The following is a 23770-nucleotide window of genomic DNA, read 5'->3' as shown; positions in this document are numbered from 1 at the left end:
TTCTCGTCCCGAACCCGACTGGACCCGAAGCCGGAGGCTCGAACCATGACCGCCCCGAGATCGAGACGCCCCGGTCCGGGGCTCCGGTGGCTCGCCCTGCTCGTGGCGGGCTCGGCCCTGGCGATCTCCCCGGCCGGACGGCCGGCCTCCGGAGGCCCCCAGGACCCCGACAGCCCCCAAGACCCGAGGACGGCGCTGATGCGCCAGAAGCTCGACCACGCCCAGCGCATCCTCGGCGGGCTGACCGAGGGCCGCTTCGGCCCCATCTCGAGATCGGCCCGAGCCCTGGAGGAGATCAGCCGAGAGGCCGCCCGCCACAATCTCCCGACCGCCGACTACCGCCGCTTCAGCGACGAGTTCCGCCGCCTGACCGCCTCCCTCGCCAAGCACGCCGACGCCGAGGACCTCGACGCCGCCACCCTGGCCTACGTCCAGCTCACCATCAACTGCGTCGACTGCCACAAGTACGTCCGCATCCAGACCCTCCCCGCCGGTCCCCCTCAATAGGACCGGCCCCCCTCGATCGGGACGAGCCGAGTCCCGGCCGGCGGCCCGAGACGCCCCCCCGAGCCCTCCGGGGAGGATCCCGAAGGCCGAGGGAGGCGGACGATGGAATGGGCGGAGGGGGCCGGGGTCGCGTCGATCCCGGCCCCTCGGGTCGGCCGAAGGGGAGTCTGCCGGAGCGCCGGACCTCCCGGCGAGGGCTCGATCGATCAGACGCCCCGGCCGGGCAGGTCGTCGTTCGAGGAGAGGACGTCGACGAGCCGGGCCCTCAGCGCGGCGGAGGCCGACCGGGCCGGAACGGCGACGACCTGGGAGAAGTTGTCGCCGGCCCGGCCGTCGGTGTTCCCGTCCAGGAAGGCCGGGGCGATGCCGACCCCGGGCCGGGAGCGAAGGCCTCCCGGCGCCCGGCCGACGAGCGTCAGCTCGAACGACTGGCCGGGGGCCAGCGGCGAGGCCGGCGTGATCGACACCAGCCGGGCGATCTCGTCGTAGCTCACCGAGGCGATGCCGACCGCCGGGCCTCCTCCAACCGGAGCGATGGCGTAGTTGCCCGGGTTGAGCGTGACGGCGGCGTTGCGGTCGAGGTAGCCGTTGATGCGGACGTCCAGGCGGACGATCGCTCCGGTGCTCGGGTCGAACACCGGGATCACCCCCTCGACCAACGGCCCGGAGGAGATCCGACGGGTGCGGATCTCGGCGCCGGCGTTCCCCCGGATGTCATTGTCGGGGGCGATCACGTTCGCCCCGTCGACCACCTGGTTCAGGAACAGCCCGGAGCCCAGCCCCCTGGAGTCGCCGAAGCCGTTGGAGGCGTTGCCGACGTTGCCGTTCACGTCGGGGCCGATCCGGTTGCCGGCCACCACGTTGTTGACGGCGTTGAATGCGGTGATGTTCAACCCAACCTGCGTGTTGCCGCTGATCAGGTTGCCGACCACCGAGTTCCCGGGGGCGTCGCTCAGGAAGATCCCCTGGAAGTTTGGCAGGCGGGAGGTCCCGGAGGCGTCGGTGCCGACCCGGTTGCCGGCCACCACGTTCCCGGAGGTCACGGCCCCCGCGACGGCCGGGTTCGGTGCGATCACCGGCCCGGCCGGGGTGATCACGGTGGCGGCGTTGATCGTGTCGGCGTTGAGGATCTGGAGGCCAAGCTCCCGGTTCCCCGAGAGCAGGTTGCCGCCGCCGTTCGGGTCGGTGTAGCTGCCCAGGCCGATCTGGTTGCCCGACGCCCCGTAGACGAAGACCCCCTGCCGGTTGGGGATCGCGGCGGTGCCGGAGGCGTTGGTGCCGATGTAGTTGCCGGCGACCACGTTCCCCGAGGCCGGCGCCATCGGCTCCTCGAAGGCGATGCTGGTCAGGCGGACGCCGACCTCCAGGTTGCCGGAGATGACGTTGCGCGCCGGGGAGCCGACGCCGCCAATGGTGTTCCCCGACGAGTTCATCACGATCACGCCGTCGCCGTTGCCCACCGAGGCGGAGGCGTCGGCATTCGTGCCGATCCGGTTGCCGAGCACGATGTTCCCCGGCGACTGGCCCCGGATGTAGACGCCGATCCGGTTGCCGCTGATCAGGTTCCCGTCGCCGCCGACGCCTCCGATCGTGTTCGCCGAGGCTCCCCCGGCGATCACGACGCCGTCGTTGCGCGGGTCGAAGATCCGGCGGTCGCCGGCCGGGGGAGTGCCGTCCCCGGGGGGGATCGGCTCGTCGACTCGGACCCCGGAGGCATTGACGTCGAGCGACCGGGAGCCCGACGAGTCGGTGCCGATCCGGTTGCCGGCCAGCAGGTTCCCCACCGATCCCGGCCCGAAGATCCGGACGTTCCCCTGGATGTCCTGCGCCCCGTTGCTAGAGATCGTCGAGGTGAACACCGCGTTGTTCGAGGCGTTGAGCAGCAGGACGCCGACCGAGACGTTCCCCAGCCCGTGAGCGCCGCCGAGGTCGGTGCCGACGAAGCCGTCGGCCACCACGTTCCCCGAGGACCCGGCGATGGCGATGCCGAACCCCAGGTTGCCCGAGGTGACGTTCCCCTGCATCGCGTTGTTCGGCGAGGCCGCGATCAGGATGCCGCTGCCCTGGTTGCCCAGGGCCGACGACCCGGCGGCGTTCGTGCCGACGAGGTTGGCCACGAGGACGTTGTGCGACGAGCCGCCGATCAGCTTCACGCCGTCGGAGCCGTTGGCCGAGATGACGTTCCGCTCCAGGCGGTTGTCGGAGGCCAGTTCCAGGTACACCCCTTCCCGGGCGTTGCCCAGCGGCGCGTTGCCCGAGCCGTCGGTGCCGATCCGGTTGTCGAGCAGCACGTTCCCCGAGGAGCCCGTCCGCAGTTCGACGCCGTAGAGCCGGTTGGCCGAGATGACGTTCCCGGAGAGCGTGTTGGCCGTCGCCGCCAGGACCATGACGCCGTGCAGGGCGTTCCCCCTCGCCGTCGCTCCCCCGGGGCCGACGCCGATGAGGTTGCCCGACAGCACGTTCCCCGAGGTGCCCGCCAGCGCCACGCCGAAGCCGGAGTTGCCCGACAGGACGTTCGCGTCCAGGGTGTTGCGGTGGGCCCCGACGATCAGCACGCCGCTGACATTCCCCCGCGAGACCGCCCCTCCCGAGCCGGCCAGGCCGATGAGATTGGCGGCCAGCAGGTTGTCTGACGAGCCGTTGATCAGGACCACGCCGTCGCTCCGGTTCCCGGAGATGACGTTGGCCCGGATCGAGTTGCCCGGGGAGCCGTCGAGGAAGACGCCTCGGTTGTTCCCCAGGCCGACGAGGCCGCCCTCGTCGGTGCCGATGACGTTGCCGGCGACGAGGTTCCCCGACGAACCGGGGCCGAGCAGCTGGACGCCGTCGCTGGAGTGCCCGCCGATGACGTTCCCCCCGGACACGGTGTTGCCCGGAGCGTTGAGGATCACCAGGCCGACCTGCTGGCCGCCAAGGCTCGCCCGGCCCGACAGGTCGGTGCCGATCAGGTTCCCGGAGACGAGGTTCCCCGACGCCTCCGGTCCGGCGATGGCGACGCCGAAGGCGCCGTTGCCGGAGATCAGGTTCACCCGGCCGCCGACGGTGTTGTCCGAGGAGCCGGAGATCCGCACCCCCGTCGCGGCGTTCCCCACGGCCCCGTCTCCCGAGGCGTTCGAGCCGATCAGGTTCCCGGAGACGAGGTTCCGGGCCGACCCGCCGGCGATCACCACGCCGTCGGCCCCGTTGCCCGAGACGATGTTGCCGGCGGCCAGTTGCGCCCCGCCGACGGTGTTCCCCGAGGCGCCGTCGAGCAGCGCGATGCCGTCGCCGGTATTCCCCAGCGCCGCCAGGCCGGTGGCATCCAGGCCGACCACGTTCCCCGAGACGAGGTTGCCCGAGGCTCCCGACCCGAGCAGGAGGATTCCCGAGCCGTCGTTGCCCGAGACGATGTTCCCCTGGCCCGCCTCCAGGCCGCCGACCTCGTTGCCTGCCGAGCCGTCGACCAGCACGCCGCCGGTCCGGTTGCCTCGGTCGAGCCGGGCGGCGTCTCCGGTGCCGATCCGGTTCGATCGCACGACGTTCCCCGACGAGCCGGGGCCGACCAGGGCCACTCCCCAGCCGACGTTGCTCGAGGCCACGTTGCTGGCGATGGTGTTCCCCGACGCCCCCTCGACCCTCACGCCGTCTCCGCCGTTGCCCAGCGGGGTGATGCCGTCGGGGCCCAGGCCGATGAAGTTCCCCGCCACGGCGTTGGCCGTGCTGCCGGCCCCCTCGATCCGGACGCCGGCCTGGCGGTTGCCGGAGATCACGTTCCCGTCTCCGATCGCGTTGTTCGGCGCGTCGGGGCCGATCCGGACGCCGTCGGCGTTGCCCAGCGCGGCCGACCCGGAGGCGTTCGTGCCGATCCGGTTGCCGGCGACGACGTTCAGCGACGCCCCCGGGCCGACGATCCGAACGCCCGCCCCTCCGCTGGCGGCGATGACGTTCCGGGAGCCGTCGGCATTGGCTCCGATCGTGTTCCGGCCGGCCGATTCGAGGCGGATGCCGTCCTCGACGTTGCCGATCGCGGCGGTCCCGCCGAGGTCGGTCCCCACGAAGTTGCCCAGGATCAACGTGCCCGAGGCACCCGCTCCGATGAGGCGGATGCCGGCCCCGGCGTTTCCGGAAACCAGGTTGCCCGCCGTCAGGCCGCCGGCCGGGGGGTTCACGCCCCCGATCGTGTTCGAGGGCCTCCCCTCGATCCGGATCCCGTCGACCCCGTTGCCGATGGGCACGGCGCCGGCCGCCCCGGTGCCGATGGAGTTCCCCAGCAGCAGGTTGCCCGAGGCCCCCTCGCCGAGGACGCGGATCCCCGAACCGCCGTTGCCGGAGATCAGGTTGCCGGCCGTCCGCTGGCCGGCGCCGGCGTTCTCGCCCCCGATCGTGTTGCCCACGGCTCCCGAGGCCAGCAGCACGCCCTCCTGAGCGTTGCCCAGCGCGGCCGACCCGGAGGCGTTCGTGCCGATCCGGTTGCCGACGACCAGGTTGCCGGTCGTCCTCCCCTGCCCCTGGCCGATGACCACCCCCCGGCGGTTGCCGGAGATCAGGTTGGCCTCGGCCGGGTCGAGGCCGCCGATGGTGTTGCCGGTCGAATCGACGATCTGGACCCCGTCGTCCCGGTTCCCCAGGGCGACGGTGCCGGAGGCGTCGGTGCCGATGAAGTTGCCCACCACTCGGTTGCCGGTCGTGGGCACGCTGGGGGTCGTCTGCGAGTCGAGGATGCTGACGCCGTCGAAGTTCCCCGAGATCAGGTTGCCGCCGATGACGTTGGCCGAGCTGTCGAAGATCGAGACGCCGAAGCTGCCGTTGCCGATCGCGGCCGACCCGGCGGCGTTCGTGCCGATGTAGTTGCCGAAGATGACGGCCGCCGTGGTCCCGTCCTCGACCTGGATGCCGTCGTCGAAGTTCCCCGAGATCAGGTTCCGGAGGCCGGGCACCGCCCCCCCGATCGTGGTGCCGATCGCGGCGATCACCTCCACGCCGTCCAGCCCGTTGCCCAGGGCGACGGCTCCCGAGGAGTCGGTGCCGATCCGGTTCCCCGCGATCAGGTTCGCCGACGAGCCGGCCCCGATCACGGCGACGCCGTGCCCCGTGTTCCCCGAGATCAGGTTCCCCCTGGTCAGCGCCCCGAGGGGATTGGCGTTCTCGCCGCCGATCGTGTTCCCCACGGCTCCGTTGCGTAGCAGCACGCCGTTGCCGTTGAACCCGGTCGGGTCGGTCGCGCCGGCCGGCAGCGGCACCCCCAGGCCGTTGGGCACCGAGCCCGTCCCGGAGGCGTTCGAGCCGATCCGGCTCCCCGAGACGAGGTTCCCCGGGCTGGCGTCGATCACGACCCCCGAGTTCACGTTGCCGGAGACGAGGTTCCCCGGGCCGATCGTGTTGGCCGACGCCCCCTGCTCGAGGAAGACGCCGATCCCCTGGCTGGTGTCGATCGGCCCGGCCATCGTCGGCGCCCGGCCGTTGGGCAGCGCGGCGGAGCCCCCGGCGTTCGATCCCACGAAGTTCCCGATCGCCAGGTTCCCCGACGCCGCCGGGCCCCCCATCCTCAGCCCGACCCGGACGTTCCCGGAGATCAGGTTGCCCGCCGAGAGCGCGAACGGCGAGCCGTTGGCCCCCCCGATCGTGTTCCCCGAGACGCCGCCGACCGAATTCGAGGGCCCGTCCAGCGCGATCCCCGCCCCCGAGTTCCCGACCGGGACCGAGCCCGACACGTCCGAGCCCACGAAGTTGCCGAGCACCAGGTTCCCCGACGACGAGGAGACCGCCTCCCCCTGATTATTGACCTGGACCCCGATCCGGATCCCGTCTGCCCCGTTGCCCGAGACGAGGTTGCCGGCGGTGAGCACCCCCGGAGTCAGGGCGACGTTGACCGCGCCAATCGTGTTGCCCGACGCGCCGTCCAGCCAGACGCCGTGGATCGAGTTCCCCAGCGCCCGGGTCCCCGCCACGTCCGTCCCGATGAAGTTCCCGAGCACGACGTTCCCCGACGCCCCCGGGCCCGAGACCAGGACGCCGTTGCGGCTGTTGCCGGAGATCAGGTTGCCGGCCGTCAGCACGCCGCTCGCCGCGTTCACGCCGCCGATCCGGTTGGCGACGGCGCCGGGCATGATCTCCACGCCGTTGGTCGCGTTGGGCAGGGCGAACGCCCCAGTGGCATCCGTGCCGATGAAGTTCCCCTGGACGACGTTGGCCGAGGCGGCTCCCCGAAGCCGGACGCCAGCGGCCCCGTTGCCCGAGATCACGTTCCGGGCCCCGGAGGCCGCCCCGCCGATGGTGTTCGCCACGCCTCCGTTGATCTCGACCCCGTCGTCCCCCGGGTTGGGGATGGCCGCGGTGCCGGCGGCGTTCGTGCCGATCCGGTTCCCCAGCACCAGGTTCGCCGAGGACGAGGCGCCCACGATCAGGACGCCCCCCCCGGCGTTCCCCGAGATCACGTTCCCCATCCCCGGGGTCAGCCCGCCGATCGTGTTCGCCGAGGCCGACGTCAGGTTCACCCCCGAGGTGATGAACATCGGGCTGCCGATGTCCGCCGTCCCGTCGGCGTTCACCCCGATGAAGTTCCCGGCCACCAGGTTCCCCGAGGTCCCCGGTCCCACCAATCGGACCTCGGCGTCCCGGTTCCCCGCGATCTGGTTGCCGACCGACAGCGCGAACGGAGAGGCGTTCGTCCCCCCCACGGTGTTCGCCCGAGAGCCCGCCTGGAGGCTAATGCCCTGGCTCTGGTTCGGCACCGCGGTCGTCCCCGAGGCGTCGGTGCCGATCCGGTTGCCGACGATCCGGTTGCCCGAGGAATTCGAGGTCTGGATCCCATTGATCGCGTTGCCCGAGATCAGGTTCCCCTCGGCGGCCGACAGCCCTCCGATCGTGTGCCCCGAGCCGCCGACCAGGTTGATCCCCTGAGAGACGCCGTCCCCGTCCGGATCCCCCAGCGCGACCGTCCCCGATCGGTCCGTGCCGATCCGATTCCCCGCGATCCAGACCCCCTGGCCGCCATCGACCCGGATGTTGTCGTTCAGGTTCCCGGAGATCACGTTCCCGATCGTCCCGGGGGAGAACGGAGAGGAGGTGGCCCCCCCGATCGTGGCCAGGCCGGCCCCCCCCTCGATCCGCACCCCGCCGCCGTTGTTCGGCAGCTTCGTCGAGCCGTCGGCGGCCACCCCGACGTGATTGCCCGTCAGCACCGCCCCCGTCGCCCCGGTCCCGGAGATCAAGATCCCGGGCCCCCGGCTCCTCACCACCGCCAGCGACCGCAGCGCCACGTTCGGCGCGGCCACCCGGATCGTGTTGTCGACCGTCCCCCCGCCATCCACCGTCACCACCGGCCGGTCCACGAACCCCGGGGCCGTCCGGCCGTCGATCTCGACCGGGTTGGCGATTACCGGCAGGCTGGAACCCAGCGCGATCGTCCCGGCCACGGAGAAGACGATCCGGTCGTCCGTCCCGAAGACCCCCGAAACCGCCGTCGCCACATCGGACCCCGGCGCGACCGATCCGGGGTTGTTGATCGCCGCGATCGCCTCGCGGAGCGTCACCACACCGTCATTCGTCGCCGCCGAGTCCCCCAGGCTCGTCACCGGGATCGTCGCCAGCAACTGCCGCCGCTCCATCGGCTCCGCCGCCGGGCGCAGCCCCCCAACCCCCCGCCTCTGGCGTCGGGGCCGATTCCTCCCTGGACGACCGCGTCTGCTCATCGCTCGATCCTTGTTGCTGTCCGACGCCCCGCCGGGCGATCCTCCGCCCGTCCCGGGCGACTCGCCCGGGTCCCTGGCCTCGTTCCCCGATCGCGCCCCAAACTATCGACCATCCATGCCTGTCCGCAAGCAGGCCGATCCGGGCTCCTCCGGCGGCGAGGACGCATAGTTTCCCACGACGCTTCAGGCTTCGCAACTGTCCTAGTTCGCCCGACAGCGCCACCGGGCTCCTAGGCGCGCGGCCTCCCCCCGTCCGAGACGACGGAAGGGGGTTCCTCGGGGATCCGGACCGCGTCCGGATCCCCGCTCCGACTGGGTTCGGCGCCGGTGCCGATCCCCGAAGCCCCGTCCCTGTTGGCCGCATATCTCCCTTGCCGAGAACGACTTCCATTCCATCCCGGACGGAGCGATCCCGATGCGATCGGATGGCGTCCCGATCTCCCGGCGAGAGGGGTTCCGGCCCTCGTCGCCGTCGTCCCGGTTCCTCCTCCCGGATCCGGGAGGAGGGGACGGGGAGGGCCCGGCTCCGAGGTCGGGAGGCCCGGACGACCGATCGATCGTCCGGCCCCTCCAGGGCCCGATCCTCGGACGCCGTCGGCCGCTTCCCTCCCCGGATCATCGGCGACCGCCCGGGGCGAGTGCCGTCGGAGCGATCGCGAGACGGGCCCCCTCGGGAACCGATTCGCTCCGGGATGCCGGCTCAGCGGGTCGCGCCGCTCGACGGGCCGGCGAGGTAGGAGTCGAAGACGCGGACGCCGGACCAGAGCGAGCGGTTCTTCTCGATGAACTCCAGGTGGCGCGGGTGCTCCTGGTAGGTGTCGTGGGCGGCCTTGCTGTCGAAGACCAGGTGCAGGGCGACGTCGAAGTCGGTGACGTTGACGTCTCGGTCGAGCTCCTCGGCCCGGGTGCCGACGGAGAAGTAGACCGTGCCCTCGTGGCCGCTCAGGTACTTCTGGCAGGCGTCGACGAGCTTCTGGGCGTCCTCTTCGGAGCGGTTGGCCAGGGTGAAGAACACCATGTGGGCCAGCGGGGCGGCGGCGGCCCGGGCGGGGCCGGCGTCGGAGCGGCTGGTCATCGTCAGGATGGCGGCGGTCACGGCGGCCGCGGCGACGGCGGCGAAGGCGGGGCGGAGCAGGGACGTGCGCATCGATGGTCTCTCCCGGTGTCGATCCCCGGGCCGCCGCCCGGCGGCCCGTTCCCTCGGCCGGCCCGGTCCTCCCCGGCCCGGCCGATCGGGGCCGATTGTAAAGCCGGGCCGCCGGACGGGCCAGGGGCCGAGCTCACCGGAAGAACTGGCCCGGGGGCCCGACCGCCTCGAAGGCGTCCGGGAGGTGCTCGATCTGAGGCCGGCCCCAGCCCTCGGGCCAGACGATGGCGACGATGTCGAACCGGCAGCAAACCGGCCTCGGGGCGTCAAGCAGGCCGTGCCGCTTGAGGAAGTGCAGCGCCGCCAGGGTGACTCGCCGTTGCTTGGCGAGCGTGACCGCTTCGGCCGGCTCCCCCTGTCTCCTCGTCTTGACCTCGACGAAGACAAGGGTCTCTCGGTCCCGGGCGATCAGGTCGATCTCGCCCTGGGCGGTCCGGTAGTTTCGCGAGAGGATCGTCATCCCCTGGCGTCGGAGGGACCGGGCCGCCTCGCGCTCTCCCCGATCGCCGAACCAGCGGTTCCAGGGCCGCTCCGCTCGGCCCGGGAGCGAACCGAGACGAAACGGCAGCCGGAAGCCGAGCATGCCGTCCCTCCCGACCCGAGGCTCCGGCCGCCTCACCCGGCATCAGCCACCCAACTCAATAAATATTAAACGAACCGCGCTCGATTTCCCTCGCCTCCGAGCTGAGCCCGCCTGGCAAGCGGTTGCGCTTGAAGAGGCGGGTGGGGGCCTCGTCCTCGGGAACGGAGGAGGAGATGGGAGGGTCGTCCTGGCCGAAGAACTCGTCGTAGAAGGGGGCCTGGTCGGACTGGGCGTCCTTGCCCTTCCCCAGGCCGAGGGCGTTGCATCCCGGGCTGGCCGCCGCCAGGCAGAGGCAGGCGGCCGCCAGGGCGATCCGGACCGGGCACCGTTCCATGGCGACTCGTCCCCTACCGGCCCGAGCGGTCGGGCCGGCCGATCTGTTCGGACTTCGGGCGCTCGAAGAGGCCGGCGGCGGGCGAACGCCGCCGCGACTCGAGAGGAGTGCGGCGGAATCCTGCCACGGATCGCCCCCCGCGCCTAGTCCGAACCGGGGGGCTCAGGCTCGGGGGAGGCCTCGGCCGTCGAGCCGGCCGGCTCGGGAGAGCGCCACTGGTCCCGGACCTTGCCGATCTGGTCGATCAGCTTGCCGTAGGTCGCCACCGAGAGCACCAGCACCAGCACCAGGCCGAAGCCGGCCAGCACGTTCTGCCGCCAGGAGTTGGCGAACCGGCCCATCACCGAGCGGTCGTTGAGCATCAGGAACATCCCCACCCCGACGGCCGGCACGGCGAGCATCGTGGCCGCCTGGGCGATGACCAGGGCGTTGGCCCGGTTCTCCTGCGGCATCATGGCCACAACCATGCCGATGAGCATGATCGCCAGGGTGAGTCTCCTCGGCCACTTCTGGTCCATCCGGTGCCCCAGGCCCAGTCCGTCGGCCAGCAGGCCGCCGCCGACCAGCGCGTTGACCGGGATCGAGGAGAAGGCCGCCGACCAGAACCCCAGACAGAAGATCGCCTTGGAGGCCGGCCCGAAGGCCGCCTGGAGCTGAAGGGCCATCTCGGCCGCGTCGGCGATGACGATGCCCCGGGGCTTCAGCGCCGCGGCCGAGGTGAGCATGATCAACACGCTGATCGTCGCCAGCAGCGCGATGCCGACGATCGAGTCGACCAGCCCCTTGCGGACATCCGGCAGCCGCCAGCCCTTGGACTGCACCAGGTACGACTGGTAGAGGCAGGCGTGCAGCACGAAGGTCGTGCCGACCATGGCGGCGATCACCGTCGTCCCCCCTCCCCCGGGAGGGATCCGGGGGACGAGCCCTTCGGCGGCCGAGGCCAGGTCGGGCCGGGCCACGACGAGGTTGGCGAGGAAGGCGCCGATCATGATCAGCACCAGGACGATCATCACCCGCTCGACCACCCGGTACAGGTCCTTCGCGAAGAGGACCATCAGCAGGGCCGCGCCGGTGAAGACCAGGGGCCAGACCTGCTCCTCGACCACCGGGCGGCCGAGAAGGTGGGAGAGGGTGCGGGAGGCCCAGTCTCCGGTGATCGTCGCCGTGGCGGTGGTCACGCCGAGGTTGTTGCCGAACTGGAAGCTGGCCGACATCAAGAACGACGCCAGGCCGATCAGGACGGCGAACCATCGGCCGTAGCGGTCGGCCACGGCCTGGAGAAAGGACCGCGACTGGGTGGCGCCGAAGCGGGCCCCCATGGCGGTGTACATCATCATGGCCGCCGAGGCGAGCACGACGACCCAGATGAGCATGTAGCCATATTCAGCCCCAATCTTCGACGCGGTCGTCACGCTGCCGGGGCCGAGGCAGACCGAGGCGATGATCAGCCCCGGCCCGATCGAGCCCAGAATCGCCCTGATCCTCCCGGGGATCGCCATCGGTCCTCCGGCGGTTGATTGCCCTGGTCGCCGCGCGGTGCGGTGCGATGCGGTGCGGTGCCGAGCCGCGTTGCGAGGCGCGGCCCGTCCCGGCCGGTCGGCCGGGGCCACCCCGGGACTTATACCCCGTCCGCCCTTCCCCGTCGATGCCCCGCCGGGGAGGGATCCCCCCTGGCCGGCGGCGGAGGGGGGGCGTAAGCTCAATGAGGCCGATCGCCCCGAAGAGGACCCGAGTACCACGGTCGGATGCCCATGCCCGAGAACGACTACCGGCTGATCCTCTTCGACGCCCCCGACGACCCCCAGGCGCTGCGCGACCTGTTTCGGGCCGTGATGGGGCTCCACCCGACCGAGGCCATGCAGTGGGTCAAGCGGGCCCCCGGCATCCTCCCCTGGCCGCTGGCCAAGGGGGAGGCCCGGGAGCTGCTCGACGCGCTGTACGAGCAGGGAATCGCCGCCGAGGCCCGCCGGGTGGACACCGTGCCGAAGCTCGTCCCCCCCCGGTCGGTCCACCGGGCGGCGATCCTCGGGGACGGGCTGAGCATCGGCGGCCTGCGCGGAGAGCCCGCTCACTGGATCCCCTGGGCCAAGCTGGAGCTGATCCACGCGGCCCGGATCGCCTCCCAGGACGAGTTCCGCGACCCCAAGGGCCCCGGCTGGGCCGGCACCCTGAGCGCCGGGCTCAACGCCCTGATCCTCCGAGGCCCGAGAGCCCCCCGCACCCGGAGGGCCCAGCGCATCTCCCGAGACCCGACGACCGAGCTGCACCTGGTCCGCACCGATCCGCTGATCGCCTTCCGGATCGTCGCCGACCAGATGAATTACAGCGACCTTGGCGACCGCCTCCGCCCCTCGGCCGCCGAGAACTTCCCGGTCTTCCTCCGGGAGCTGCTCGAGCGGGCCGACCACGCCCACGTCACCCCCTCCACCCGGGCCCTGCTCGACCCGGGGGAGGAGGCCGAGCCGACCACCTACCCCAGCGCTCAGGCGATGATCGACGACACCACGCTCCGGCTGCTCTGGGCCTGGTACCGCAGGGACCGGGAGCGGGACCGGAACCAGGGGGAGGAACCCGGAGCCGACGGCTGAGAGCCGAGGCCCGATGACCAAGGCCGGCCGGCGGACCGAGGCCCGATGGCGCTGTTCGGATCGCCCGCCATCGGCCCGATCGCTTCCGCCAACCCTCACCGGAACGATTCCTGGAGGCGGGTCACTTCGTCGAGCCGGAGGGGCGCCGGGTGTACTGGATCTCCATGCCCTTGATCCAGTCGTCGCCGTATTCGGGGGCCTTCATGTACATGACGAAGACGCGATGGTCGTCGTCGATGGTGCGGCCGATCGCCTTCTGTTCGACCTCCTTGTCGAGCATCGGGTCGAAGGCCTTGCCGGTCATCGTCAGGGTCTTCGTCTCGGCGTCGTAGGTCCCGGTCAGGGACATCATGGTGGTGCTGACCGAATCGACCCAGGTCATGACGAAGCGATCGACCCGGGGGTCGAAGCCGATCTGGCTGTGGCCGGAGAAGGGCATGCCGCCGAAGGTGCCCTCGAACGCGCTGATGAGCCACAGGTCGCCGAGCATCCGGTTAGTCTCGACCCCCTTGGAGACCTCGGGAGGGGCGTCGGGGCCATTCATGTAGGTCTTGATCTCGGCGTCCCAGGTGCCGACATCCCCCTTGAGCACCTCGTGCTCGGCGGTCGGCCGGGCCGGGAAAGCCGGGGCGTCGTCCTGACCGAGGGCGGAGGAAGACGCCAGGGCCGCGGTCAGCAGGGCGGCCAGTCCGGGCGCGATCGTCGCTCGATGCATCGGTCTGCTCCGTCGAGAGGCACCGCTGGGTCCGCCTCCGAGTGAACGCCCGGACAGGACGGACGGCGGCAGTATGTACGGATGTCTCCGATCTGTCCAGGGGAAAACGGCTCGGAAGGGCGCCAGCGGACGTGGTGACGGGCACACGGTCAAGCCCGGCTTGGCTTTACACCGCGGAGCGCCCCTTGATAAACTCGCCCCTCGAAACGGAGTCCGCGGCCCTTGGGGAGGGGCGATCTCGCGACGGCGCGTCACCCGACCGGCGCCCCCGCCCCCGCACCGACCGCAGGAGAGGCCTGCCCGTGTCCGAGAATCACCGCTACCTGTTCACCAGTGAGTCGGTCTCGATGGGCCATCCCGACAAGATGGCCGACCAGATCTCCGACGGCATCCTGGACGCCATCTTGGCCCAGGACCCCAACGCCCGGGTGGCCTGCGAGACGCTGCTGACCACCGGCCTGGTCGTCCTGGCGGGAGAGATCACCACCACCGCGACGGTCAACTACCCTGACGTCGTCCGTCAGATCGTCCGGGAGATCGGCTACACCTCCAGCGCCATGGGCTTCGACGCCGACACCTGCGGCGTGATGGTCGCCCTGGGCCGGCAGTCTCCCGACATCGCCATGGGGGTCAACGAGGACGCCGCCACGGGCAAGGACATCGGCGCCGGCGACCAGGGCCTGATGTTCGGCTTCGCCTGCGACGAGACGCCCGAGCTGATGCCGCTGCCGATCGCCCTGGCGCACCGGATTATCAACAAGATCACCGAGGTCCGCCAGTCCGGCCGCATCGCCTGGCTGCGCCCCGACAGCAAGAGCCAGGTGACCGTCGAGTACGACGACGGCAAGCCGATCCGGATCGACACCGTGGTCGTCTCCACCCAGCACGACCCGGGGATCGACCACGCGACAATCCGGCAGACGATCATCAAGGAGGTCGTCGAGCCCTGCCTGCCGAAGGAGCTGGTCCAGGGCGAGCCGACCTACCATATCAACCCGACCGGCCAGTTCATCGTCGGCGGGCCGCACGGCGACGCCGGCCTGACGGGCCGGAAGATCATCGTCGACACCTACGGCGGCGCCGGCCGCCACGGCGGCGGCGCCTTCAGCGGCAAGGACCCCACGAAGGTCGACCGCTCGGCCGCCTACATGGCCCGCTACGTGGCCAAGAACATCGTCGCCGCCGGGCTGGCGACGAAGTGCGAGGTGCAACTGGCCTACGCCATCGGCGTCAGCGCCCCGGTCAGCATCCACGTCGATACCTTCGGCACCGGCACCATCCCGCACGACCGCATCGAGGCGCTGATCCGCGAGCACTTCCCGCTCACCCCGTCCGGGATCATCTCGTACCTCGACCTGCGCCGGCCGATCTTCCGCAAGACCGCCGCCGGCGGCCACTTCGGCCGCTCCGAACCCGAGTTCACCTGGGAGAAGACCGACAAGGCCGCCGCCCTCCAGCAGGCCGCCGCCGCCGTGGTCGCCTGACCGGCGCCCTCTCCCCAATCCGATCCGATCCGATCCGATCCGACTTCCGTCTCGACCCGCCGCCCGCCGAGGAGCCCCTCCCGGCGGGCGGCGTCGTTTCCGAGGTCGTCGGGCGGCCCTCGTCGATGGGGAGCTCGGGAGATCCTCGGAGGAGTCGCGCTCCGGTTGGGGGCCGGAATCAGGCCTCCCCCGGATCCGGAAAGCTCCCGATCCCGGGGCGGACACGATCCCCGACACTCCTTCCCCGCAGGAAGCCCCCCACGGCGTCACTCCTCCGTCGGCATCGGCGCTCCGGGATCAGCGCTCGTAAAGCTCCAGGGGGAGGCCGTCGGGGTCGGCGAGGACGGTGAAGCGCGTGCCAGTCAGCTCCTCGAGGCGGATGGGCTCGACGGAGACGCCCCGAGACGGGAGGGTGGTGACGACTCGGTCGAGGTCGTCGACCTCGAAGGCGAGGTGGCGGAGGCCCCGGGCCTCGGGATCGCTGGGACGAGGCGGGGGGTCGGGGAACGAGACGAGTTCGAGCTGGGTGCCGTCGGGCAGGCGGAGGTCGAGCTTGTGGGAGTCTCGGGCCTGGCGGACGGTCTCGGAGACGATCTCGAGGCCGATCGTCTCGACGTAGAACCGTCGGGAGGGGACGTCGTCGGAGCGGATGAGGGCGACGTGGTGAACGCTCAGGAGCCTCAGGATGCCTCGGGTTCAGGACCTGGGGACTCGGCTTCTTCGGCGGGCGCCGGCTCGAAGAAGAGGAGGCGGAGGGCCTCGGGAACGCGTCGGGGGCGATGGGAGCGGGGGTCGACGGCGACCCAGACGGTGCGGACCCGGGCGAGCAGGCGAGCGTCGGCGGGCCGGGTGATCTCGACGAAGCGCTCCATGCTCGCCCCCTCGGCCTCTCCCACCCAGGTGCGGGCGAGCAGGGCGTCTCCGGGCAAGGCGGGGCGGAGGTAGTCGATCTCGTGGCGTCGGACGACCCAGAGAAGGCCCTGGGCGAATTCGGGGGCGGCGACGGCTCGCCAGTGGGCGACGGCGGCATCCTGGGCATAGCGGAGGTAGACGACGTTATTGACGTGGCCCATGAGGTCGATGTCGTCGGGAGAGACGACGAGGGGGTGCTCGAACCGAAGGGGCTGGGACATGGGGGCCTCGGAAGCGCGGACAACACCTTGACAGCGATCGGATCGATGAGGACGGCGGCCGATGGCGGAGGACCGGGGGAGTCGGGAGCGGGGAGGAGAGCAGGAGGAGCCCGGGTGATCGGTGACCGAAGGATCGGGGCAGCGCGAGCGGAGCCGGCGCGGCGCCGGCGCCGAACGGATCGGCTTGCCCTCGGTGTTCGAGCGGGCGGAAGAAGACGGTGACGGTCTTGGGTCGGGCGTCCCATCGTATCGTCGGCAGGCTGGGAAGAACGAGGGGGGCCGGGCCCTCGGCCAGGTCGTTTTCGGCGATCGGTCCGCGACGCCGGGAGCCTCGGGAAGTCGGGGAATTCACCCGATCTTCTCGTGCCGCCGGGAAGAGCGGCCCGCTATGATACGGCCCGCGGCCGAGTCGTGCCGATCCCCTCCTCGAGGAGCCCTGACGATGTTCGACCCGTCCGACCTTCGCGCCGCCGCCCGATCCGAGGGCGGGGTGAGCCGCCGCCTGTTCCTCTCCTGGGCCGCCGCGCTGCCGGGAATCGCGGTGCTCGGCCAGCGGGCCGAGGGGCGCACGCTCCGGCATCCGACCTTCTCGAGCGACCCGTTCTCGAGCGGCGTCGCCTCCGGCGACCCGACGCCGAGGGGAGTGGTCCTGTGGACCCGACTCGCCCCCGAGCCGCTGGAGCCGGGAGGAGGGATGGCGCCGGAGCTGGTCGAGGTGGGCTGGGAGGTTGCCTCGGACGAGGGGTTCTCGAACATCGTCCGCCGGGGATCGAGCGTGGCGACCCCGCAATTGGGGCACTCGGTGCATGTCGAGGTCGACGGGCTGGAGCCGGGGCGGTGGTACTGGTACCGCTTCCACAGCGGAGCGGCCGAGAGCCCGGTCGGCCGCACCCGAACCATGCCCCGCTCGGACGAGGTGCCGGACCGCCTGACCTTCGCGTTCGCCTCCTGCCAGCACTTCGAAAGCGGCCTGTACACCGCCTATGAGTACATGCTCGCGGACGATCCCGACCTGGTCTTCCACCTGGGCGACTACATCTACGAAGGAGCCGCGCGAGCCGGAGGCGTCCGCGAGCACATCGGCGACGAGATCCGGTCGCTGGACGACTACCGGATCCGCTACGCCCTGTACCGAGGCGACGAGCACCTGAGGGCCATGCACGCCTCTTGCCCCTGGGTGGTCACCTGGGACGATCACGAGTTCGACAACAATTACGCCGGCGCGATCTCCGAGGAGGAGGGGACCGACCCGGTCGCCTTCCTGGAGCGCAGGGCCAACGCCTACCAGGCCTACTACGAGATGATGCCGCTGCGGCGGCGGTCGCTGCCGAGGGGGCCGGAGCTTCGGCTCTATCGCTCGATCGACTTCGGCCGCCTGGCGAGCTTCCAGGTGCTCGACACCCGGCAATACCGCACCGACCAGCCCAACGGCGACCGCCGAAGCCCGATCAACGAGCAGGCGCTCGACCCGAAGGGCTCGCTGCTGGGCCGGGAGCAGCTCGGCTGGCTGAAGTCCCGGCTGCTGGCCTCGACGAGCACCTGGAACGTGCTGGCGCAGCAGGTGATGATGGGCATGGTCGGCTTCCGAACCGACGGAGTCGCCGAGCCGATCTACTCGATGGACCAGTGGCCGGGCTACGCCGCCGAGCGGATGGCGCTGGTCGAATTCCTCCGCGACCGGAAGGTGCCCAACCCCGTCGTCCTCACCGGCGACATCCACTCGAACTGGGCCAACGAGCTTCGGGTCGACGACCGGCAGCACGACGCCCCCGTCGTCGCCGCCGAGTTCGTCGGCACCTCGATCTCCAGCGGCGGCAACGGCTCCGCGACCGTCCCCGGCCTGGAGGAGCGGCTCTCGGCCAACCCGTGCGTGCGGTTCTTCAACGCGCAGCGAGGGTACGTCCGCTGCTCGCTCTCGCCGACCGAGTGGCGAACCGACTACCGGGTGGTCGAGCAGGTGACGACCCCCGGAGCGCCGGCCGTGACGAAGGCGTCGTTCGTGGTCGAGGCGGGGAAGGCGGGGATGGAACCAGCCTGACGAGGCCCGGGGAACGCCCGCTCTCGACGGATGCGAGCGGGCGAACGGCGAACGGCGGAGGGCGGAACCGCGAAGGCGGAGGAGCGACCTCGGCCCGCTCGGCGGGTCAACCGTCGCTTGCCGGCCTTCCGTCCTCCGCCGTCGGTCGGTCCCGAGCGCCGGCCAGGAAGGCCCGGCGTCATCGGGAACAGCCGCCCCCGCTTGGGGGGACCTGGTTCCAGGGCATCCGGGCCAGGAGCATGCCCATCCCGCAGGTGTCGGTGATGCCGGCGAAGACCAGGCCGCACCCAACGAAGCCGGGGATGACCAGGAAGTAGGGGCTCACGAAGGCTCCCAGCGCCGTGCCGATCGCCACGAGGGTGCCGGCGGCGATGCGAACCTGCCGCTCGAGCGAGATCGCCTTCTTGCCCCGGACGACCGGCAGCCCGGCCTGCTCCCAGGCGATCGTGCCTCCCTCGACGTTGACCACGTTGGGAATCCCGGCGGCCACGAACATCTCGCACGCCTTTCGGGCGCGGTTGCCGGTCCGGCAGATGACATACAGCGGCTCGTCGGCCGGGCACGAACGGGAGGCGACGACCGCCTTCGGGTCAAGCTGGTCGAGCGGCACCAGGCGGGCGGGTTCGGCGTGCAGCTCTCGGAACTCGACCGGGGTGCGGACGTCGATCAGGTCGATCGGCTTGCCCGAGGCCCGGATCGCCTCCAGGTCCTTCGGCGAAATCGTCGCGATGGTCTCGACGCTCATCGGTTCGTTCCTCTCCAGGATCGCGCGGTCGGCCCGTCGCCGCGACCGGGCTCAGGGCTTGAAGTAGGCATATCCATCGATCTGCTGCTTCCGGGCGACCTCGACAGCGCCCGAGGGGACGGTCTCAACGCCGGGAAGCAGGTCCTCCTCGGCGATCGACCGCTCCCGCATCGTGTTCCGGCAGGCGGCGAAGCGGACGCCCCGGGCGGCCAGGTCGGCGACGGCGCCGGCGTGCTCCGAGCGGTCGGCGGTGACCACCGCGATGCCGTCGCTGTGGCAGACGACCTCGACGAGGGCGTCCGGAGCCTCCTTGAGGATGTTGGCCACGTTCTTCAGCCCGCCGGCCTGGCGCTTGACGTCGGCGAAGTTGACGTGGACGACGACCCGCAACGGGCCCTCCGCCGCCTCGGCGATGGGCTCGACACCCGTCCCCTCCCCGAACCGGGCCAGGGCCAGAGAGGCGGTCAGGCCCATCACGGCGGCCAGGGTCCCACCGAGTTTCGACATCGCGATCACGCTCCTCGACTTCAAGAACGATGACAGAGACGCCCCAGTTCGGCGATCATGGTTGCCGCTCCCCCATTCCCCGGCCCGCCCAGGGAGGACGAGCCTCCTCGAAGCCGCCAGCGACGAACGCGTTGACCGTCTTCGCATGAGCCCGGATCAGGGGGACGACCTCGGGGTCGTCGCTCGTCTCCGACACGGCGATCCCCCCCTCGATCTCCTCCCAGGCCATCGTGATGGCGTCGGCGTGGGCGAAGACGTCCCGGAAGACCGGGTCCCACATCCGGACGGGCCGCCCGCGGTCCAGCCGGGCGGACATCTGCCGGACGTGCTCCCGCAAAACGTCCACCAGCGCCGGATCCGAGGTGACGGTCCTCGTCAGCACCCCCCCGGGGATCTCCTCCACGGTCCGCTCGATCGTCTCGTGGGCACTGAGCAGGGCGTGGATGTTACCGTGCTCCTCGGCCGACATCCCCCGGGCCATCATCCCCAGGCCCCGGCCCATCGGCCCGCCGTGCAGGCCGAGGCCGCCGGGCCCCCGCCCGTGCGGAGGACCTTGCGGCATCGTCAGCGCCGGGTTGCTCAGCAAGATGGCCGCGATGGCCGTCGCGATGGTCCCCATCGTCCTGCCCTCCTCCGCTCCCGAAACAGGCCCGGGCTTGATCGCCGTGCTAAAATATCCCAGGACGCTTGACCAACTATATTCCAGATCGGTTATTCAGTCAAGATGCACCCCGCGATCCCCGACGAGTTCCTCGACCTGATGGCGGAGAAGTTCCGGATGCTGGCCGATCCGACCCGGCTGGCGATCCTGCGCGCCCTGATGGGGGGGGAGCGGAACGTGAGCCGGGTGGTGGAGGAGACGGGGCGCAACCAGGCGAACGTCTCCAAGCACCTGAAGATGCTGGCCGACGCGGGCCTGGTGGCGCGGCGGAAGGAGGGGTTGCAGGTCTTCTACCGGGTGGATGACCCGCTGGTGGAGCGGCTCTGCAAGCTCGTCTGCGAGACGATCGTGCAGGAGGCTGAGCAGGAGGTGGAGCGGCACCGGACGCTGCTGAGCGGCTGGAGCAAGGCGTCGCCGTAAGGCCGGGAGGGATCGTCGGGCGGCGGGTTGCGGTCCGGCCGCCCGACGGGGCCTTGCTCAGCGGAAGAGCTGCCGGGCGAAGTCGGGGAGGTAGTGCTCCCGCCAGTTGATCCAGGTATGGCCGCCGTCGGTTTCCTCGAAGGTGACGTCGAAGCCCTTCTCCTTGAAGAGGTCGACGGTGGCCCGGGTGGTGTTCAGCAGGAAGTCCTCCCGACCGGTGGCGAACCAGAGCAGGTGGAGGCCGTCTCGGAGGTCGGGGTCGTCGAGGGCGGCCTGGTGGCGCTGCTGCCAGGACGGCCCGCGAGCGTCGCCGCCGCCGCCGGGCCCCTGGCGGTCGAGGCCGAAGACGCCGGAGCTGAAGACGCCGACGTAGCCGTAGTCGGCCAGTTGCCTCATGGCGATTTCCAACGTCTGGGCGCCCCCCATCGACAGCCCGGCGATGGCTCGGTGGCGGCGATCGTCGGAGACGCGGTAGGTGCGCTCGACCAGCGGCCGGACGTCGGCGATGAAGTCGGTGACGAACTCCTCCATCTGCCGCTCGAACGACGAGCCGCCGGGGCCGAACGAGAAGGGGCCGGTGTGCCCCATCGGCATGACGACGATCATCGGCTCGGCCTCTCCGGCGGCGATCAGGTTATCGAGCACCAGCCCGGCTCGGCCGACGCTGCTCCAGGAGGCGTCGGAGTCGGTGGCGCCGTGCAGCAGGTAGAGCACGGGGTATTCTCCCTCCCCAGACTCGTACCCGGGGGGGGTGTAGACGTGCATCCTCCGGAAGCGGTCGAGCGATTCCGAGCGGTAGTGCACCTCGGCCACGGCGCCGTGGGGGACGTCCTTCAGGTCGGAGACGGGGGAGCCGGGGACGGTGACGAGGCTCCACGTGTTCATATTCGATTCGCTGGTCGTCGGGTTGCGCGGGTCGACGACCGGAATCCCGTCGACCTGGAAGGTATAGCGGTACGAGCCGGGGGGGACGGGGCCGAGGGTGGCTTCCCAGACCCCTCGGTCGTCCTTGGTCATCGCGACCCCCCGGCCGAAGGGGGTGTCGGAGGGGAGGTCGCTGCTGGAGAAGCGGACCTCGTCCGCCTCGGGGGCGAAGAGGCGGACCACGACGGTCCGGTCCTCCTTCACCTCGGGGGAGGAGAACTCGGGAGGCCGGGCGCCCGGCCCCTGCTGCGGGGCGGCGAGGGCCGGGGAGGCGAACAACGACAGGGCGAGGATCCAGCGGCTCGATGCGGTCATGGGTCGTCCTCGATCCGGGGAAGTGGGTTCGGGTCGTCGTCGCGAGGGAGCGAGGGCCCCTGGCCCTCGCCGTCGTCCGGGGAATCGGCCGCCAGCGCCGGGGAGAGCCGCCGCCGCAGGGCGACAGGCCGATCGAACCCCGGATCGGCCGGCTCGGATCAGGGGGAGTCGGGGCAGGGGCGGCGGAGCAGCTCGATCTCGCGGCGGCGTCGGGCGTCTCGCTTGGGCTGGGGGTCCCAGTCGAGTTCCTCGGCTTCGAGCCAGGAGGCGGCGCGGTCTCGAAGGTCGTCGGGCACGGGGACGCCCAGCTCGGCATGGAGCACGACGACGCCGCAGAGGGCCAGCCGGGCGACGTCGTCCCAGGAGTCGAGATCGTCGCCGTGGTCGTCGCGGAGGGCGTCGAGGGCGGCGGCGAGCGTCCGGGCGTCGGCGAGCTGGCGGTGGATCTGCTCGACCGGCGTCGGGTTCCGGTCGCTCATCAGCTCGTCGTAGCGGCGGCCGTGGACGCGCTCGAAGGCCAGGTCGAGGGCGTCGTTCGCCTCATCGACCTCGTAGCTGCGGACGCCCCAGTGGCCCATCGAGTCGTCTCCGTTCGATCGGGGGAAGAAAGGGGAGCGGGTCGGGGAGGACGGGGGGATCACTCGGCCGACTTGCCGGCGGCGAGGAGGTAGCTGGGGTTGATGGCCTGGAACCGGAGGCGGTCGAGCTGCTCGACGCCCCGAGAGAGGTGGACGTCCCAGAACAGGAGGTCCCGGGTGAGGTCCTTGAGCAGCCGGTGGGCGTCGACCAGCGCCTCGACCGAGGCGACGTTGACGGCCATCCGGCCGCCGGGCTTCAGCCGGGAGAAGGCGGCCCGGAGAATCGTGCCGACGTGCCGGCCGGTGCCGCCGACGAACACGGCGTCGGGGTCGGGCAGGTCGGCCAGGGCCTCGGGGGCTCGACCGGAGACGGGGACGACGTTCGAGACGCCAAAGCGCTCGGCGTTGACGGGGATCAGGGCCAGGTCGTCGGCCCTCGGCTCGATGGCGAAGACGCGCCCCTGGGGAGCGAGCTGCGCGGCCTCGACCGCGACCGAGCCCGAGCCGGCGCCGACGTCCCAGACGATCGAGTCGGCCCGGATGTTCAACTGGGCCAGGGCGAGGGCTCGGACCTCCGCGGTGGTGACCAGCGCCCGTCGGGGCTGGTTCTGGGAGAAGAGGTCGTCGGGGTTGCCGAAGCGCAGGCGGGAGGCGAAGCGGTCGGCCTTCGAGGCGAGGTCCGGGGACCGAACCAGGATGAGTACGTGGAGCGGGTCGAACTCCAGCTCCGCCAGCTCGGAGAGCGAGGCTCGGGTGACGCGCTCGTCGGGGGAGCCGAGGTGCTCGCACACGAAGGCGCGGAAGTCGTCGATCCCCCGGTCGAGCAGCGCCCGGGCGAGCCGGGCCGGCGGGCAGCGATCGGAGGAGAACAGGCCGACCTTCTCGGCGTGCCGGATGCGGGCGACGATCGCCTCCAGCGGCCGGGCGCCGAGGTCGGCGAGGTAGGCGTCGTCCCAGCTCTCCTTCACCCGGGCGAAGGCGAGCTGCATGCTGCTCACATGGGGGATGATCTCGAACCGATCCTCGCCCAGCCGGTCGAAGAGGAAGCGGGCGATGCCGTAGAAGAGCGGGTCGCCGGTGCTGACCATCACGGGCCGATCGGCGCGCAAGGCCTCTCGGACCTGCTCAACGGCCTCGGTCATGTCGCTGGAGAGTTCCCACTTGCGCCCCTCGGCCTCCTCGACCGCCTTCAGGGCGGCGGGCGCCCCGAGGATCAGATCCGAGCCGAGGATCACCGCCCGGGCCGGCTCCGTCAGGCCGGACAGGCCGTCGTCGCCGACCCCCACGATCACGAGCTTGCTCGATTCGGCCACCGCGATCGGCCCCCCTTCCGCTGATCGGATCGAACAGGAGCGCCGGAGTTCGAGAGCATCCCCCGGCTCGTTCCAGGGTAGGGATCCGGGGGGCATCCCGCCAGTCAG

General features: G+C 71.3%; 19 protein-coding genes. 5 read left to right on the top strand and 14 right to left on the bottom strand.

Annotation, left to right across the window (positions count from 1 at the left end):
• Positions 1-45: 45 nt before the first annotated feature.
• Positions 46-507 carry a hypothetical protein gene (locus tag TsocGM_RS16325; protein WP_126726531.1) on the top strand — a complete coding sequence of 154 codons (462 nt, stop codon included), beginning with the start codon at positions 46-48 and terminating at the stop codon, positions 505-507.
• Positions 508-713: 206 nt separating this feature from the next.
• Here TsocGM_RS16325 and TsocGM_RS16320 read toward each other — a convergent pair whose 3' ends face one another.
• From TsocGM_RS16320 to TsocGM_RS16300, 5 genes are all read right to left on the bottom strand, one after another.
• Positions 714-8078 (bottom strand): NosD domain-containing protein, encoded by a 7365-nt coding sequence (locus TsocGM_RS16320; RefSeq protein ID WP_126726530.1) that lies wholly within the window; start codon positions 8076-8078, stop codon positions 714-716.
• Positions 8079-8877: 799 nt separating this feature from the next.
• On the bottom strand, positions 8878-9324 hold the full coding sequence (locus TsocGM_RS16315; protein ID WP_233578961.1) for a Dabb family protein: 447 nt from the start codon (positions 9322-9324) through the stop codon (positions 8878-8880).
• A 133-nt stretch (positions 9325-9457) separates the two neighbouring features.
• The gene (locus TsocGM_RS16310; protein ID WP_126726529.1) at positions 9458-9907 is read right to left on the bottom strand and encodes a YraN family protein; all 450 of its coding nucleotides are present in this window, start codon (positions 9905-9907) and stop codon (positions 9458-9460) included.
• A gap of 55 nt (positions 9908-9962) precedes the next feature.
• On the bottom strand, positions 9963-10241 hold the full coding sequence (locus tag TsocGM_RS16305; protein ID WP_126726528.1) for a hypothetical protein: 279 nt from the start codon (positions 10239-10241) through the stop codon (positions 9963-9965).
• Between the two features lie 143 nt (positions 10242-10384).
• A complete protein-coding gene (locus tag TsocGM_RS16300; RefSeq protein ID WP_126726527.1) occupies positions 10385-11740 on the bottom strand; it encodes an Nramp family divalent metal transporter in 1356 nt (451 codons plus the stop codon).
• 246 nt (positions 11741-11986) lie between these two features.
• Here TsocGM_RS16300 and TsocGM_RS16295 point away from each other — a divergent pair, with 246 nt between their 5' ends.
• Entirely contained in the window at positions 11987-12829 is an 843-nt protein-coding gene (locus TsocGM_RS16295) for a hypothetical protein (RefSeq protein ID WP_126726526.1), read from the top strand.
• Positions 12830-12950: 121 nt separating this feature from the next.
• Here the strand turns inward: TsocGM_RS16295 and TsocGM_RS16290 are convergent, their stop codons facing one another.
• The gene (locus TsocGM_RS16290; protein ID WP_126726525.1) at positions 12951-13544 is read right to left on the bottom strand and encodes a DUF1579 domain-containing protein; all 594 of its coding nucleotides are present in this window, start codon (positions 13542-13544) and stop codon (positions 12951-12953) included.
• Positions 13545-13846: 302 nt separating this feature from the next.
• Here TsocGM_RS16290 and metK point away from each other — a divergent pair, with 302 nt between their 5' ends.
• The gene (gene metK, locus TsocGM_RS16285) at positions 13847-15028 is read left to right on the top strand and encodes a methionine adenosyltransferase (RefSeq protein WP_126726524.1); all 1182 of its coding nucleotides are present in this window, start codon (positions 13847-13849) and stop codon (positions 15026-15028) included.
• 297 nt (positions 15029-15325) lie between these two features.
• On the opposite strand, the gene gloA2 is transcribed toward metK, so the two are convergent.
• The gene (gloA2, locus tag TsocGM_RS27950; protein ID WP_126726562.1) at positions 15326-15715 is read right to left on the bottom strand and encodes an SMU1112c/YaeR family gloxylase I-like metalloprotein; all 390 of its coding nucleotides are present in this window, start codon (positions 15713-15715) and stop codon (positions 15326-15328) included.
• Positions 15709-16161, bottom strand: coding sequence for an acyl-CoA thioesterase (locus tag TsocGM_RS16275; protein WP_126726523.1), 453 nt, complete (start codon positions 16159-16161; stop codon positions 15709-15711). The genes gloA2 and TsocGM_RS16275 overlap by 7 nt, the downstream gene beginning before the upstream one ends.
• Before the next feature lie 442 nt (positions 16162-16603).
• Here TsocGM_RS16275 and TsocGM_RS16270 point away from each other — a divergent pair, with 442 nt between their 5' ends.
• On the top strand, positions 16604-18199 hold the full coding sequence (locus TsocGM_RS16270) for an alkaline phosphatase D family protein (RefSeq protein ID WP_126726522.1): 1596 nt from the start codon (positions 16604-16606) through the stop codon (positions 18197-18199).
• A 178-nt stretch (positions 18200-18377) separates the two neighbouring features.
• On the opposite strand, the gene TsocGM_RS16265 is transcribed toward TsocGM_RS16270, so the two are convergent.
• From TsocGM_RS16265 to TsocGM_RS16255, 3 genes are read right to left on the bottom strand one after another with little or no spacing between them, the layout of a single operon-like run.
• Positions 18378-18944 (bottom strand): rhodanese-like domain-containing protein, encoded by a 567-nt coding sequence (locus tag TsocGM_RS16265; RefSeq protein WP_126726521.1) that lies wholly within the window; start codon positions 18942-18944, stop codon positions 18378-18380.
• Positions 18945-18995: 51 nt separating this feature from the next.
• On the bottom strand, positions 18996-19451 hold the full coding sequence (locus TsocGM_RS16260) for a DsrE family protein (RefSeq protein ID WP_158633587.1): 456 nt from the start codon (positions 19449-19451) through the stop codon (positions 18996-18998).
• A 55-nt stretch (positions 19452-19506) separates the two neighbouring features.
• The gene (locus TsocGM_RS16255) at positions 19507-20070 is read right to left on the bottom strand and encodes a hypothetical protein (RefSeq protein ID WP_126726519.1); all 564 of its coding nucleotides are present in this window, start codon (positions 20068-20070) and stop codon (positions 19507-19509) included.
• A 105-nt stretch (positions 20071-20175) separates the two neighbouring features.
• Here TsocGM_RS16255 and TsocGM_RS16250 point away from each other — a divergent pair, with 105 nt between their 5' ends.
• Positions 20176-20532 (top strand): ArsR/SmtB family transcription factor, encoded by a 357-nt coding sequence (locus TsocGM_RS16250; protein ID WP_126726518.1) that lies wholly within the window; start codon positions 20176-20178, stop codon positions 20530-20532.
• A gap of 57 nt (positions 20533-20589) precedes the next feature.
• Here TsocGM_RS16250 and TsocGM_RS16245 read toward each other — a convergent pair whose 3' ends face one another.
• From TsocGM_RS16245 to cbiE, 3 genes are all read right to left on the bottom strand, one after another.
• Positions 20590-21771 carry an alpha/beta hydrolase-fold protein gene (locus tag TsocGM_RS16245; protein WP_126726517.1) on the bottom strand — a complete coding sequence of 394 codons (1182 nt, stop codon included), beginning with the start codon at positions 21769-21771 and terminating at the stop codon, positions 20590-20592.
• A 158-nt stretch (positions 21772-21929) separates the two neighbouring features.
• Positions 21930-22349, bottom strand: a complete 420-nt coding sequence (locus TsocGM_RS16240) for a hypothetical protein (RefSeq protein WP_126726516.1) — start codon at positions 22347-22349, stop codon at positions 21930-21932.
• 59 nt (positions 22350-22408) lie between these two features.
• Positions 22409-23662 carry a precorrin-6y C5,15-methyltransferase (decarboxylating) subunit CbiE gene (gene cbiE, locus TsocGM_RS16235; protein WP_233578960.1) on the bottom strand — a complete coding sequence of 418 codons (1254 nt, stop codon included), beginning with the start codon at positions 23660-23662 and terminating at the stop codon, positions 22409-22411.
• Positions 23663-23770: the final 108 nt, after the last annotated feature.

Origin of the sequence: Tautonia sociabilis, assembly GCF_003977685.1 — a bacterium.
GTDB lineage: Bacteria > Planctomycetota > Planctomycetia > Isosphaerales > Isosphaeraceae > Tautonia > Tautonia sociabilis.
This window is presented reverse-complemented; position numbering and strand designations above follow the sequence as displayed.